The sequence below is a fragment of the Olsenella uli genome, assembly GCF_901212675.1.
Lineage (GTDB): Bacteria > Actinomycetota > Coriobacteriia > Coriobacteriales > Atopobiaceae > Parolsenella > Parolsenella uli_B.
On record NZ_CAAKOQ010000038.1, the window covers coordinates 26 to 13,381 of the forward strand.

13 protein-coding genes, 2 tRNA genes and 1 pseudogene are annotated in these 13,356 nt (G+C 69.7%); all 16 read left to right on the forward strand.

The features are described 5' to 3' along the window. Positions 1-199 precede the first annotated feature (199 nt). Positions 200-1,450 carry an ATP-binding protein gene (locus EFAMC1_RS05475; protein WP_154053310.1) on the forward strand — a complete coding sequence of 417 codons (1,251 nt, stop codon included), beginning with the start codon at positions 200-202 and terminating at the stop codon, positions 1,448-1,450. Between the two features lie 76 nt (positions 1,451-1,526). Next, positions 1,527-2,507 (forward strand): hypothetical protein, encoded by a 981-nt coding sequence (locus EFAMC1_RS05480; RefSeq protein ID WP_154053311.1) that lies wholly within the window; start codon positions 1,527-1,529, stop codon positions 2,505-2,507. A gap of 60 nt (positions 2,508-2,567) precedes the next feature. After that, positions 2,568-2,642: transfer RNA gene (locus EFAMC1_RS05485), tRNA-Val, on the forward strand. A 4-nt stretch (positions 2,643-2,646) separates the two neighbouring features. After that, positions 2,647-2,722: transfer RNA gene (locus EFAMC1_RS05490), tRNA-Ala, on the forward strand. Between the two features lie 63 nt (positions 2,723-2,785). After that, positions 2,786-3,160 carry a VOC family protein gene (locus tag EFAMC1_RS05495; RefSeq protein WP_154053312.1) on the forward strand — a complete coding sequence of 125 codons (375 nt, stop codon included), beginning with the start codon at positions 2,786-2,788 and terminating at the stop codon, positions 3,158-3,160. A 99-nt stretch (positions 3,161-3,259) separates the two neighbouring features. Continuing rightward, complete coding sequence (locus EFAMC1_RS05500; protein WP_154053313.1) at positions 3,260-5,284, forward strand: ABC-F family ATP-binding cassette domain-containing protein; 2,025 nt, start codon at positions 3,260-3,262, stop codon at positions 5,282-5,284. After that, the gene (locus EFAMC1_RS05505; protein WP_154053314.1) at positions 5,277-5,579 is read left to right on the forward strand and encodes a hypothetical protein; all 303 of its coding nucleotides are present in this window, start codon (positions 5,277-5,279) and stop codon (positions 5,577-5,579) included. The genes EFAMC1_RS05500 and EFAMC1_RS05505 overlap by 8 nt, the downstream gene beginning before the upstream one ends. 98 nt (positions 5,580-5,677) lie before the next feature. After that, entirely contained in the window at positions 5,678-6,379 is a 702-nt protein-coding gene (locus EFAMC1_RS05510; RefSeq protein ID WP_154053315.1) for a site-2 protease family protein, read from the forward strand. Continuing rightward, a pseudogene (locus EFAMC1_RS05515) lies at positions 6,380-7,194 on the forward strand (segregation and condensation protein A). Next, a complete protein-coding gene (gene scpB / locus EFAMC1_RS05520) occupies positions 7,194-7,958 on the forward strand; it encodes an SMC-Scp complex subunit ScpB (protein WP_154053316.1) in 765 nt (254 codons plus the stop codon). The pseudogene EFAMC1_RS05515 and the gene scpB overlap by 1 nt, the downstream one beginning before the upstream one ends. Continuing rightward, positions 7,948-8,850 carry a pseudouridine synthase gene (locus EFAMC1_RS05525; protein WP_154053317.1) on the forward strand — a complete coding sequence of 301 codons (903 nt, stop codon included), beginning with the start codon at positions 7,948-7,950 and terminating at the stop codon, positions 8,848-8,850. Before scpB ends, EFAMC1_RS05525 begins: the two co-directional genes overlap by 11 nt. Further along, a complete protein-coding gene (locus tag EFAMC1_RS05530; protein WP_154053318.1) occupies positions 8,850-9,518 on the forward strand; it encodes a histidine phosphatase family protein in 669 nt (222 codons plus the stop codon). The genes EFAMC1_RS05525 and EFAMC1_RS05530 overlap by 1 nt, the downstream gene beginning before the upstream one ends. Before the next feature lies 1 nt (position 9,519). Further along, positions 9,520-10,206: a (d)CMP kinase gene (cmk, locus tag EFAMC1_RS05535; RefSeq protein WP_154053319.1), complete on the forward strand. Its 687-nt coding sequence runs from the start codon at positions 9,520-9,522 to the stop codon at positions 10,204-10,206. Beyond that, complete coding sequence (locus EFAMC1_RS05540; RefSeq protein WP_154053320.1) at positions 10,206-10,952, forward strand: lysophospholipid acyltransferase family protein; 747 nt, start codon at positions 10,206-10,208, stop codon at positions 10,950-10,952. The genes cmk and EFAMC1_RS05540 overlap by 1 nt, the downstream gene beginning before the upstream one ends. A 21-nt stretch (positions 10,953-10,973) precedes the next feature. Further along, on the forward strand, positions 10,974-11,813 hold the full coding sequence (gene ispH, locus EFAMC1_RS05545; RefSeq protein ID WP_154053321.1) for a 4-hydroxy-3-methylbut-2-enyl diphosphate reductase: 840 nt from the start codon (positions 10,974-10,976) through the stop codon (positions 11,811-11,813). A 165-nt stretch (positions 11,814-11,978) separates the two neighbouring features. Next, positions 11,979-13,304, forward strand: a complete 1,326-nt coding sequence (gene der, locus EFAMC1_RS05550) for a ribosome biogenesis GTPase Der (RefSeq protein ID WP_154053322.1) — start codon at positions 11,979-11,981, stop codon at positions 13,302-13,304. Positions 13,305-13,356 lie beyond the last annotated feature (52 nt).

The following is a 13,356-nucleotide window of genomic DNA, read 5'->3' on the forward strand; positions in this document are numbered from 1 at the left end:
CGAAGGAGAATATACGGGAACGTCAGGGCTTCGTCAAGTAGTTTTTCTCCGCGTTCGCAAATGACGCCCACAAGCCCCTCAGGCTTCCAATCTCAGGCGACACGCGTCCCGCGCCTCTCAACGAGTACTACCATAGTGAGAGCCTCGGGCGGGCATTCTCCGGAGAGCCGGCCCGGGCACAGCGAAGGGAGCCCGACGCATGGCATTCAGTCCCTTTCGAGACGAGCACGGCTCGCCCAAGGACCTCGTTGACGTGACCTGGGACGACCTCTCTCAGCTCGCCGACCTCGATGAGGGCTACGCGCTCGAGTTCAAGCAGACGTTTGGCATCACCGTGCGCCGCAAGGTCCCCAAGATCATCGCGTCATTCTCAAACTCCTCCGGTGGATGGCTCATCATCGGCATCGCCGACGCGGACCGCTCTATCTGCCCCATCAAGCGCGACACCTTCGACTTCTCGCAGGCCATCGGCGAGCTCTGCCGCCGCCACGTGACGCCCATGCCCAGGCTCGACATGCGCTTCGTCATCAAGCCCGGCACCACAGACGAAGGCGTGCTCGTGGTGAAGGTCGAGGAGGGGGACTTCCCGCCCTATGTGGCCGACGGCGTCGTGGAGGTACGCGAGGGTTCCACGTCGGGGCCGGCGGTGGGCTCTGCCCTGGTTGAGCTCTACGGTAAGGCGACGAGGCGTCGCGCAGAGGTCTCCGAGTTCTGCCGCCGCACGATGTACTACCCCGAGGGCCTCGCCCTTTTCGACCTTTACCTTTTCCGCATGGGCAACTCCTCGCCCGACAAGGCCGGCCGGGCCGTGGCGAACTCCCACGCCGCCGCGATGCGCGCCGCCTTTGCCCGCCAGTCGATGGAGTGCCACACCCAGCACGCGCACGACTCGCTCATCTTCCGCACGTCGGTGCCGCTCGGCTCGGCCGACCCTCACTCGGCCATCGAGCTCTTTAGCGACGAGTCGATGAAGCTCACTGTGCCGGCGGTGCTTCTCGAGGACGAGGAGCGCGAGCGCGCCCTGGGCTGCCTCGAGCGCATCGCGGGCGGCCGCGAGCTTCCGGGCTCGGACGACGTCACGCTCATGAGCGCGCCCGAGACGCTCGCCCGCGTGACGCGGATGGCGTCGGTCCTCGACCGCTACGTGCGCCTGCGCGCGAGCTCGTGGCAGGACTTTGCCGTGGCCTACGAGCTCGAGGGCATGGCGGGCGCGATGCTCTGGAGCGACGACGCCACCTACCTCGACTACGTCCGCCGGCGTGGCATCCTGTTCTGCGGCACCACCGACTGCAGGAGCACGGTGCGCTACCTCGACGACGGCGAGCATGACTCGTTCCGCGCGCGGCAGTTCGCGGGCAGCCACTTCTTCGAGGCGTGCGGCCTGCCGCTCGGCTCGCCCGACCCCGACGACAACGCCCTCGTCGACGCCCTACTCAAGACTAGTGGGTAGAATGACTGGGATTACGGGGGCGGACGGCCCCGCCGCGGCTGCGCTCGCGGGACACCCGCGGCAGGGGAGGCAGGCCATGGACACACAGGAAATCGACGGGCGAGAGCGGGGCCTCGGGGTGCTCGCCATCTCCTGCCTCGTCTGGCACCTTTTCTCCACGGCGGTCGGGGTGGCGCTCCTGGCCTTCACCACGGTGGCCTATGCTGGCGTCATCGAGGTGGCGACGCCCCTTCCGGGTTCCGTCGACATCGCGGGCGCGAGCGTCTCGGCGCTGGTCGTCATCGCCTGCGTATGGGTGGTCGCCGCGCTCGACGCGCTCTTCGGCGTCGCCTTTGGCGTCTGCTCGCTGCTTGCGCGCACGCGCCACGCGCTGCTTGGCCGCGCCATCCTGCTCGGGCGCGTGATGTTTGCCTTCTGCCTGGCCTACCTCCTGGTGGCCTTTGCCACGTCCAACGCGACCTCGCTGCTCTCGACCGCGATATCGCTCGTGCTCGTGGGAACGCTCTCGCTTGCCCTTCGCCGCTTCGAGGACCTCTGCGGCGAGCAGGGGGAGTGCCAGAGGACGCCGTCGCGCACCTTCATGGTGGACGCGGCCGACGACGTGCCCGCGCACGAGGCGGACGTCGACGAGGCCTCGCGCCCTACCTTCAGGCTCGTGAGCGGCTATGCGTCGATCATGCTCGCGTGGGGGGCGCTCCGCATCCTCATGGGCCTCTCGGCGCTCTTCTCCGCACCGCATGCCTCGCGCGCGCCGGCCGCCATCTCGATCCTCGTGCTGGGGGCGCTCATCGTGGCCGCCGGCGCGTACCTCGTCTTCGTGGGCAGGCTCGGCAAGCGGGCGCTCGTGGGAGGGTCGTCGCTGCGCGCGCTCGTGTGGGGCTCTGCGGCAGGCATCGCCGTGAGCGCCTCGACGCTCGTGCTCTTCGTGGTGTGGGCGGTGCTGGGGCTCACCCCTGACGGCCTGCTCGTGTTCTCGGCGGCGGTCGACCTTCTACTCTACGCTGCGGGTCTCTTTTACGCCGGGCGGCTTCGCAAGGTTGTCGAAAAAAAGTCCTAGACATCCGCGAAGCCGTCATGCTATTATCTACCTCGCTGCGTACGACGGCAGTCGAGAAGTGGGCGATTGGCTCAGGGGTAGAGCACATCCTTCACACGGATGGGGTCGCTGGTTCGAATCCAGCATCGCCCACCACTTCGGGGATATAGCTCAGTTGGGAGAGCGCATGACTGGCAGTCATGAGGTCAGGGGTTCGAACCCCCTTATCTCCACCATCTAAGGCAGGGCGGCGGATTACTCCGTCGCCCTTTTTCATACCGCGAGGTAGGGAGCGCATCATGGCAGACGCCATCACCAACCCGGTCGAGGCCTTTGGCCTGCACGTCGCCCATGTCGGTATCAACGCCGCAAGCCCCGAGGATGCGCGCGAGGTGGCCGAGCTCTTCCAGGCCCTCATGGGCCTGGAGCCCCACGAGACGCCCGTCTCCTGGTTTGCCGACTCCCTCGTCGAGGTCATGAGCGGCTGCGGCCGCGGCACCAACGGCCACATCGGCTTTGGCGTGAACGACCTGCCGGCCGCCGAGCGCTGGTTTGCCGGGCGCGGCTTCGAGATCAACGAAGACTCGCGCGCCCTCAACCCTGACGGCTCCACCAAGCTCGTCTACTTCAAGCGCGAGGTTGCCGGCTTTGCCATCCACCTCTGCCAGGACTAGCGGCGCCCGCGCGTGACGGGCGGGGGGGGCGGCCCGTGCCCGCCCCGTCCGACACGCCACACCCGCCGCATACAACCCAAGCTGCCAAGGAGCGCACGCGTGATTCTGCTCGCCGACAAGATAACCAAGTCCTTTGGCGCCCGCACCCTCTACGAGCAGGCGTCCCTGCAGGTCAACGCCGGCGAGCGCTGGGCGCTCGTGGGTCCCAACGGTGCCGGCAAGACCACCTTACTCAAGATCATCATGGGGCAGGAGACGGCCGACTCCGGCACGGTGAGCTTCGCCAAGGACGCCACCGTGGGCTACCTCGAGCAGGAGACCAAGCTCGCCGGCCACGACACGGCGCTCGAGGAGGTCATGGCCTCCGCCACCGAGATCCAGCGCCTGGGCGACAAGACCCACGAGCTCGAGGCCAAGATCGCCGACACGCCCGAGGGAGCGGAGCTCGACGCCCTGCTCGACGAGTACGCCCGCGCGCAGGACCGCTTCGAGCACCTGGGCGGCTACGAGCTCGAGAGCCGGGCGCGCGCCATCCTCTGCGGCCTCGGCTTTCCCGTGGCCGACCTCGACAAGCCTGCCGAGGAGTTCTCCGGCGGCTGGCAGATGCGCATCGCCCTCTCCAAGCTCCTGCTCAAGCACCCTGACCTTCTGCTTCTCGACGAGCCCACCAACCACCTTGACCTTGAGAGCGTCCAGTGGCTCGAGCAGTTCATCTCCGGCTACTCGGGCGCCGTGCTGCTCGTCTCCCACGACCGAGCCTTCATGGACAAGTGCGTGAGCCACGTGGCCGCCGTCGAGAACCGCCGCATTACCACCTACACGGGCAATTACTCGAGCTACCTCAAGCAGCGCGAGGACAACCTGGAGCAGATGCGGGCCAAGCGTGCCGCCCAGGAGCGCGAGATCGCCCACATGCAGGTCTTTGTCGACAAGTTTCGCTACAAGCCCACGAAGGCCGCGCAGGCCCAGGAGCGCATGCGAAGGATCGAGCAGATCAAGAGTGAGCTCGTCATCCTGCCCGAGGGCCACAGGCACGTGCACTTCACCTTTCCCGAGCCGCCGCGCTCGGGAGACATGGTGGCAAAGCTCGCCGACGTCTCCAAGTCCTTCGAGGACAAGACCGTCTACACGGGCGTGAACCTCACGCTCTATCGCGGCGACCGCGTGGCGCTCGTGGGCCCCAACGGCGCGGGCAAGTCCACGCTGCTCAAGATCCTGCTCGGCAAGGAGAGGCCCACGACGGGCGCCATAGAGCTGGGCCTGCACGTGGGCGTGGCCTACTACGCCCAGCACCAGCTGGAGGGCATGCGCGAGTCCAACACGGTGCTGCAGGAGGTCGACTCGGTGGCCCCGCAGTGGACCGTGCCCGAGCAGCGCCGCCTCCTGGGTGCCTTCCTCTTCAACGGCGACGACGTCGACAAGCACGTGCGCGTGCTCTCCGGCGGCGAGCGTGCACGCCTTGCGCTGGCCAAGATGCTCGTGGCGCCCGAGGCGCTGCTCTGCCTCGACGAGCCCACCAACCACCTCGACATCGACTCGGTCGACATGCTCGAGGACGCGCTCAAGGAGTTCCCGGGCACCATCGTGCTCATCTCCCACGACGAGCACCTCGTGCGTGCCGTGGCTACCCGCGTGGTCGACATCCGCGACGGCCGCGTCACGGTCTACGACGGCGACTACGACTACTACCTCTGGAAGCGCGACGAGCTTGCCCGGCGCGCGGCCGCCGAGGCCGAGGGCGCCCCGTCCGGTGCCGCCAAGTCCGTCCCCGCCGCTACGCCAAAGGCAGCCTCCCAGGCAAAGTCCGAGGCGGACGCCACGCCCGCCGGCCGCAACGTGAAGACCAAGGAGCAGCGCCGCGCCGAGGCCGAGGCCCGAAAGCAGCGCAACGCCGCGCTTCGCTCCACCAAGAAGCGCCTCAAGGAGGTCGAGGCCGCGCTTGAGCCCGCCCACAAGCGCTACGACGAGCTCATGCAGCTCATGGCCTCCGAGGAGCTCTACGCCGACGCCAAGAGGTTCGACGAGGCGATGGCCGAGTACAACGCACTCAAGAAGAAGATCCCCGCACTCGAGGAGGAGTGGCTTGACCTCTCCGCCAAGCTCGAGGAGGGCCCGGATGCCTAGCGGCGCGTCCTCGGCCGGTCGCATGGCCCTGGGCGCCCTCGTGGCGGCCCTTGCCGTGGCTGCGGGACTGCTCGTGGTCTGCGTCGTGGTGCTCGCGCTCCCGGCCGGTGGCCTGCGCGAGTTCCAGCTCGAGCTTGGCATGGCAGTCCAGGCAGCGGTGCCCGGGCCGGTGCGGGGCCTGCTCGTCGTGTCGATTCCGGGCGGGGGCTCCCTTCGTGGCGACTTTTTGCTCTGCGCGCTCGTGCTCGTTCTCCTAGACTGGGGACTGTCCGCGCTTTCCGAGCGGCTTCGCTAGCGAGGGCGGCGGCGCGCCCGTGCCCCACCGCGCCGCCGTGGCCGACCGCGGGAGCCCCACGATAAGGCCCGCAACGAACGAGACCGGGGAGGTGCCCCATGCGCTCGAACATCGACATCGTCCAGCTCGTCCTCACGATAGGGCTTCTGCTCATGGCTGCCGTCATCCACGAGGTGGCGCACGGCTGGGTGGCGCTCCTCTGCGGCGACGACACCGCCAAGCGCGCCGGGCGCCTCACGCTCAACCCGGCCAAGCACGTCGACCCGGTGGGCTCCATCGTCTTGCCGCTCGTCATGTACCTCACGGTGGGGGCGGTTTTCGCCTACGCCAAGCCCGTGCCCTACAACTCCTACAGGCTCAAGGACAGGAAGCGCGACGAGCCGCTCGTAGCGCTCGCCGGCCCCGCCTCCAACGTCGTGCAGGCCCTCGCGGGCGCCGCCGTCTTCCGCCTGGCCTACGCTGCGCTCGACGCCAACCCCGCCCTCTACCTCCAGGCCCAGCTGCCACTCATCGGCTACACGCCCATGGAGCTTGTGCTCACCGCGGCGGCCACCTACATATGGGTGAACCTCATGCTCTGCTTCTTCAACCTCATCCCGCTGCCACCGCTCGACGGCTCCAAGGTCATCTGCCACTTCCTCGAGGGCGAGGCGCTCGAGCGCTACTACGAGGTGCAGCGCTATGCCATGCCCATCCTCATCATCGTGCTCTACCTGCTGCCCCGCATCGGCCTCGACCCGTTGGGGGCCTACCTCGACGTCACGGCCGGCAACCTCTACCAGCTCCTGATTGGCGCCTAGATGAGCTACCGCGTCCAGACGCAGGCCTACTCGGGCCCCTTCGACCTCCTGCTCCAGCTCGTGAGCCGCCAACGCGTGGACATCGGCTCCATCTCCATCTCGGAGGTGGCCGACCAGTACCTCGCCGAGGTGGAGCGCATGGGCGAGCTCGACCTCGACGTCGCGAGCGACTTCGTGCTCGTGGCGGCGACCCTGCTCGACATCAAGGCCGCCTCGCTCGTGCCGCAGGACTTTAAGCCCACCCGCCATGACGACGACGCGGACAGGACGACGACCTCGACGGGCTCACGGCCGACGAGGCGCGCGAGGTGCTCGTGGCCCGCCTCATCGCCTACAAGCAGTTCAGGAACGCCGCCGCGGCGCTTGGCAGCCGCATGGAGGCCGAGGCGCGCATGCACCCTCGCACAGCCGGCCCCGACCCGGAGTTCCTCCACACCATGCCCGACTACCTCGAGGGCATCACGCTGCGCGGCCTCGCCGTCATCTGCGCCGACCTCGACAGCCGCCGCGAGGGCTTCTTGCTCGAGGCCGAACACATCGCGCCCAAGCGCCTGCCCGTGGCGCTCACGGTTGCGTCGGTCGACCGCGTCACGCGCTCGCGGTCGCACGTCACCTTCTCCGAGCTGCTCGACGGCGACGCCACGCCCGAGCAGGTGGTGGTCACCTTCCTGGCGATGCTCCAGCTCTACAAGCTGGGGAGCATCGAGGTCACGCAGCTCGAGAACTTTGGCGAGATAGACATCGATCGCGTGGAGGGTGCGCCGGACTACGAGCCCGACGCCGCCGCCCTCGCGGAGCTTGAGGGGGAGTACTGATGGAGGACCTGGAGACGCTTTCGCCCGGAGACCTCAAGGGGGCGCTCGAGGCTATGCTGCTCTCGTCGAGCGACCCCGTGGCCGCCACGGACCTGGCCCGCGTGCTGGGCGTGGCCCCGGGAGAGGCCGCGGGCGCCCTCGCGGAGCTCGCGGCCGAGTACGCCGACGCCAATCGTGGCTTTCAGCTGCGCGAGGTGGCCGGCGGCTGGCGGCTCTACACGCACCCCGCCTACCACGACGAGGTGGAGGCCCTCGTCATGAGCTGGGACACGCGACGGCTCTCCCAGGCGGCGCTCGAGGCGCTCGCCGTCATCGCCTACCACCAGCCGGTCACGCGCGAGGGCGTGAAGGCCATCCGCGGCGTCAACTCAGACGGCGTAGTGGCCTCGCTCGTGGACAAGGGGCTCGTGCGTGAGGCCGGGCGCGACCCAGACCGTCCACAGGCCATCCGCTATGCCACCACCCAGGCCTTCCTCGAGCGCTTTGGCCTCAAGAGCCTGCGCGAGCTGCCCGACCTCGAGCAGTTCGCCCCCGACGATGGGTCGCGCCGCTTCATCCGCGAGCGCCTGAGCGGCCGGAGCATCGAGAGCACCCTCGAGGAGGGCGACGATGACCTACTCGACGCCGGCACTGACGTCGACGAGCGTGCCGGTGACTACCGGCTTGGGCCCGACGTCGACGGCGCGGGCGAGGAGACCCCGGCCAGGGACGCACCCGGCGCCGGCGGACCCTCGGAACACGGGGAGCTGTCGAATGAGGAGTGAGCGCGTCGTGCCCATGCGGCTGCAGAAGTTCCTCGCGCGTGCGGGCGTGGCGAGCCGCCGCGGGTCCGAGAACCTCATGACGGCCGGGCGCGTCCGTGTGAACGGCGAGGTCACGTGCGAGCTCGGAAGCAAGGTCGACCCGGCCGTGGACGTGGTGTGCGTGGACGGGCGCGAGGTGCAGCTTTCTGACGGTGCCGTCTACCTCGTGCTCAACAAGCCCGCGGGCTACGTCACCACCATGCGCGACCCGGGAGGGCGGCCCTGCGTGGCCTCGCTCGTCCCCACGGCCAACTACCCCGGGCTCTTCCCGGTGGGCCGGCTCGACCGCGACACGACCGGGCTTCTGCTCTTCACCACCGACGGCGAGGCTGCCCAGCGCCTGCTCCACCCCTCCTTCGAGAAGGACAAGCACTACGTGGCGCTCGTGGAGGGCACGCTCACCCAGTCCGAGCGTGCCCGGCTCGAGGCCGGCATCACACTCGACGACGGCCCGTGCGCGCCCGCGCGCGTGGAGTGCGTCTCGCCGGGCTCGCCCGCCTATCGCGCGGTTGCGCCCGAGGGGGCGCCCAGGGGACGGAGCGTATGGGCGCTCACCATCCACGAGGGCAGGAAGCACCAGGTCAAGCGCATGCTCGCGGCCGTGGGCCACGAGGTGGTGGCGCTTCACCGCGACACGTTCGGCCCGCTCGCCCTCGGCTCGCTCGAGTCCGGCTCATGGCGTAGGCTAGGGGAAGACGAGGTCTCCCGGCTGCTCGCGTCCGTGGGCGCGGATGGCCCGCGGCGCCCGGCCGCGCGGAAGGCCGACAGGGGGAGCGACGCGCACGTGGGCTCGCGCGGACGCCGAGGCGGCTCGGCCTCGCTGCACGCGGCGAGAGAGGGGAGAGGGGCCTGATGACGGAGCTTGGCAGGATCCTGTTCATGCGTCACCCGGAGACCGTGGGCAATGTGGAACACTTCTACTCCGGCAGGCGCGACGTGGCGCTCAGCCCCGAGGGGGAGCGCCAGCGCGACCGCGCCATCGAGGCCCTCGTCGCCTGGGCGCCCGACCGCATCCTCACCTCGCCGCTCTCGCGCTGCCGCTGCATTGCCGAGGGCGTGGCCGCCCGTCTCGGCATCCCCGCCACGGTCGACGACCGCCTCGTCGAGGTCGAGTTCGGCGCACTCGAGGGCGTCTCGCTCGTGGAGGCGCACGAGCGCGGCGTCGCGTTTCCCTGGCCGCTCGACGCGGAGGGCCGCTCCGTGCCCATGGAGGGCGGCGAGTCGCTCGAGGACCTCGTCGCCCGAGCGGGCTCGTTCATCTCGTGGGCCAAGACGCAGCACGGAAAGACCGCCTGCGTCACCCACGGCGGGCTCACGCGCGCCATCTACGGCGCGATCTATTGCGAGCCGCTCGATGCGTTCTGGAACCACATCGTCCCCAACGTCTCCTCGCAGGTCTTCGTGAGCGACGGCACGCGCGTGCAGCTGCAGAGCGCGGGCCTCACGCCCGAGGAGCTGCGCGCCCGCGCCGAGCGCGGCTTCGTGCCGGGAGACTCCGTCAACGTCACGGGAAGGAACTGACATGATCGTCGCCATCGACGGGCCGGCCGGCTCCGGCAAGTCCACCGTCGCGCGAGCCCTGGCCGCGCGCGAGCACCTCACCTACCTCGACACCGGGGCGATGTATCGCGCCGTGACCTGCGCCGCGCTCGAGCGCGGCGTCGACGTCTCCGACGCGGACGCCGTGGCCGCGCTCGCCCGCGGGCTCGACATCTCGCTCACGGCCGGCGCGGGCGGCGAGCGCCTCACCATCGACGACGAGGACCGCACGGCCCAGATCCGCACCCCCGAGGTCGACGCCAACGTGAGCGCCGTGGCCGCCGTGCCCGCGGTCCGCGAGTCGATGGTCGCCCTCCAGCGCAAGGCCGCCGAGGCCGGCGACGTCGTGGCCGAGGGCCGAGACATCGGCACCGTGGTCTTTCCCGCAGCCGAGGTGAAGGTCTACCTCTTCGCCGACCCCTCTGCCCGCGCCCGCCGCCGCGCCGTACAGCGCCAGGGCGGTGACACTGCCAAGGACGCCAGCGCCCAGGCCGACGCCGCCGAGACGGCCGCCATCGAGGCCGAGCTCGTGGCCCGCGACAAGGCCGACTCCACGCGCGAGGCCTCGCCGCTCAAGCCTGCCGCCGACGCCGTCCACATCGACTCTACCGACCTCACGGTCGACGAGGTGTGCGACCGCATCGCGGCCCTCATGCGGGAGGCCCGCTGATGGCAGGCGAGGCCAAGGGCTCGAGGGCGCGCTCCGAGAAGGTCAAGGGCTTCGACTACGTGAGGAGCGGCATTGCCGACTACCCGGCGCCCACGCGCGCGCTCCTTGCCTTCTGCTACTTCGTCGTCTACGTGGTGGGGCGTATCCTGTGGCCCACCACCATCGAGAACGAGGGGGCGCTCCTCGCCGAGACGCGCGGCCACGGGCGCATGATCGTCATGAACCACACCTCGATGGTGGAGCCCGTCGTCTTCATCACGCGCATGTGGCGCAGGGGCGTCTTCGTGCGTCCCATCTACAAGCTCGACTTCGAGAAGGTCGCCATCCTGCGCTGGTTCTTCCGGCGCATGGGCGGCATCCCCGTCGACCGCGGCTCGGCCGACCTCGGCGCCATTCGCGCCGCCAAGGACGCCCTCCAGCGCGGCGAGTGCGTCCTCGTCTACCCCGAGGGCACGCGCATCAAGAACGACGACCAGAAGATCAAGGTGCACGGCGGCTTTGCCATGATTGCCCAGATGGCCAAGACCGACGTCATCCCCACGGCCGTCGTGGGCGCCGCCGACCCCTACCACACGCGCCGCACGAGGAGGCGCACGCCCGTGATCGCGCACGGCTCGCCCATCTCGTTTGCCTCGCTCGACGCCAAGGGCAGGAAGGCCCAGACGAGCGCCATGGAGCAGACGGCCATGAGCCGGGTGTACGCCCTGCGCGACGACCTGCGCGCACGCCATCCCGACCTCTGGTAGCCACGAAGGAGTCTCATCCACATGCCAACCATCACCGTCGCCGGGCACGCGGGCGCCTGCTACGGCGTCCAGCGCGCCCTCGACCTCGTCCACAAGGTGGCCGCCGAGGCCACGGGGCCCGTCCACACGCTGGGCCCGCTCATCCACAACCCGCAGGTCGTGGCCGGCCTCGAGCGGGCCGGCGTCACCGTGGTAGAGGACGTGCCCGACCAGGCGGGATCCACGCTCGTGCTGCGCACCCACGGCGTGGTCCCCGAGGTGGAGGAGGTCGTCCACGAGCGGGGCCTTGCCGTGGTCGACGCCACCTGCCCCTACGTGAAGCGCGTCCACCACGCCGCCGAGCGCCTCCAGCGAGACGACTACCAGGTGCTCGTCGTGGGCGAGGCGGGCCATCCCGAGGTCGAGGCCATCCTCGGCCATGCGCCGGGTGCCGTGGCCGTGGCCAACGTGGCCGCGCTCGACGGCGTGACCCTCTCGAAGCGCGTGGGCGTGGTCGTGCAGACCACCCAGGCCAAGGCCACCCTCGACGCCGTGGTGAGCGAGCTCATGGCCCGCGTGCCCGAGGTCTGCGTCGTGAACACCATCTGCGAGGCCACGAGCGAGCGCCAGCAGGCCGCGCGCGAGCTCGCGGGGCGCTCCGACGTCATGGTCGTCATCGGCGGGCGCAACTCCGCCAACACGACGCGCCTTGCCGAGATCTGCTCGGCCGCCTGCCCGCGCACGCACCACATCGAGGTGCCCGCCGAGCTCGAGGCCGCTTGGTTCGCGGGCGCACGCGACGTGGGCGTCACCGCGGGCGCCAGCACGCCCACCGCGCAGATCGACGAGGTCGTCTCGCGCATCCGGGAGCTCTCGGCTTAGGTGCGCGGCTCCGCCTTTTGGGTCTGGGTGCCGTGACCTGACGTAAGTCCTTCTCGCATGGGCACCCTAGCCACCTTGCGCATTCGTGGCCTCTGTGGTGGTTGGGGGCGCGGTGGGGATGCATGGTAAACTATCTGGCTTGGAACACACGAGCAAGGAGTATGCATGCCCAAGCCCATCGTCGCCGTCGTCGGTCGCCCCAACGTCGGCAAGTCCACACTGGTGAACCGCATAGCCCAGTCCCGGGAGGCCATCGTCCACGAGAGCCGCGGCGTCACGCGCGACCGCAGCTACCACGACGCCGACTGGAACGGCCGCGACTTCACGCTGGTCGACACCGGCGGCATCGAGACCGGCAAGTCCGACGACGCCTTCGCCGGCAGCATCCGCGAGCAGGCCGAGGCCGCCTGCGCGGAGGCCGACGCCATCATCTTCGTGGTGGACGCGAGCATCGGCATCACCGAGGAGGACGAGACGGTCGCGCGCATCCTGCGCCGCACCAAGAAGCCGATCTTCCTCGTGGCCAACAAGCTCGACAACCCCGACGACGAGAAGACCATCTGGGAGTTCTACTCCCTCGGCCTCGGCGAGCCGCGCCCCATCTCGGCCACGCACGGCCACGGCACGGGCGACCTCCTCGACGAGGTCGTCGCGGCCCTTCCCAAGGAGGCCCCCGAGGGCGCCTACCCGGCAGACGCCCTGCGCGTCGCCATCATCGGCAGGCCCAACGTGGGCAAGAGCTCCATCACCAACCGCTTCGCCGGACGCAGGCGCTCCATCGTCTCCGACGTGGCCGGCACCACGCGCGACGCCCTCGACGTCGTGGTCGAGCACGACGGGCGCCGCTACCGCCTCGTCGACACGGCCGGCATGCGCAAGCGCAACCTCGTGCACGAGGACGTCGAGTACTACAGCATGGTGCGCGGCCTTCGCGCCATCGACGAGGCCGACGTCTGCGTGCTCGTGGTGGACGCCTCCGAGGGCGTGACCGAGCAGGACCAGAAGGTGGCTGGCCTCGCCATCGAGCGCGGCTGCGGCCTTGTGGTGCTGCTCAACAAGTGGGACCTCGTCACCACCGAGGAGGCGCGCGAGGACGTCATGCAGTCCGTGGCACGCCGCCTCGCCTTCGCCCCGTGGGCGCCGGTCCTGCGCACGAGCGCCCTCACGGGCCGCGCGCTCGACAAGGTGTGGGGCGTCGTCGACCGCGCGGGCGCCGCGCACAACGGCAAGATCCCCACGGGCCAGCTCAACGACCTGCTCGCCCGGCTTCGCGAGAGCGGCCACACCAAGGTGGACGGCCCCAAGCGCCTGCGCATCCAATACGCGAACCAGACGGGCAACCGCCCGCCAGCCGTCACGTTCTTCTGCAACTATCCCGAGCTCGTCGACGACAACTTCAGGCGCTTCCTCGAGAACCGCCTGCGCGAAGTCTTCGACCTCGAGGGCACGCCCGTGCGGCTGAGGTTCCGCAAGAAGCAGCAGACGGCGTAGGGCTGGGCCCCGGGCAAGCCCCGGGGCCCTTCACGAGACACGCGGAGGCGCA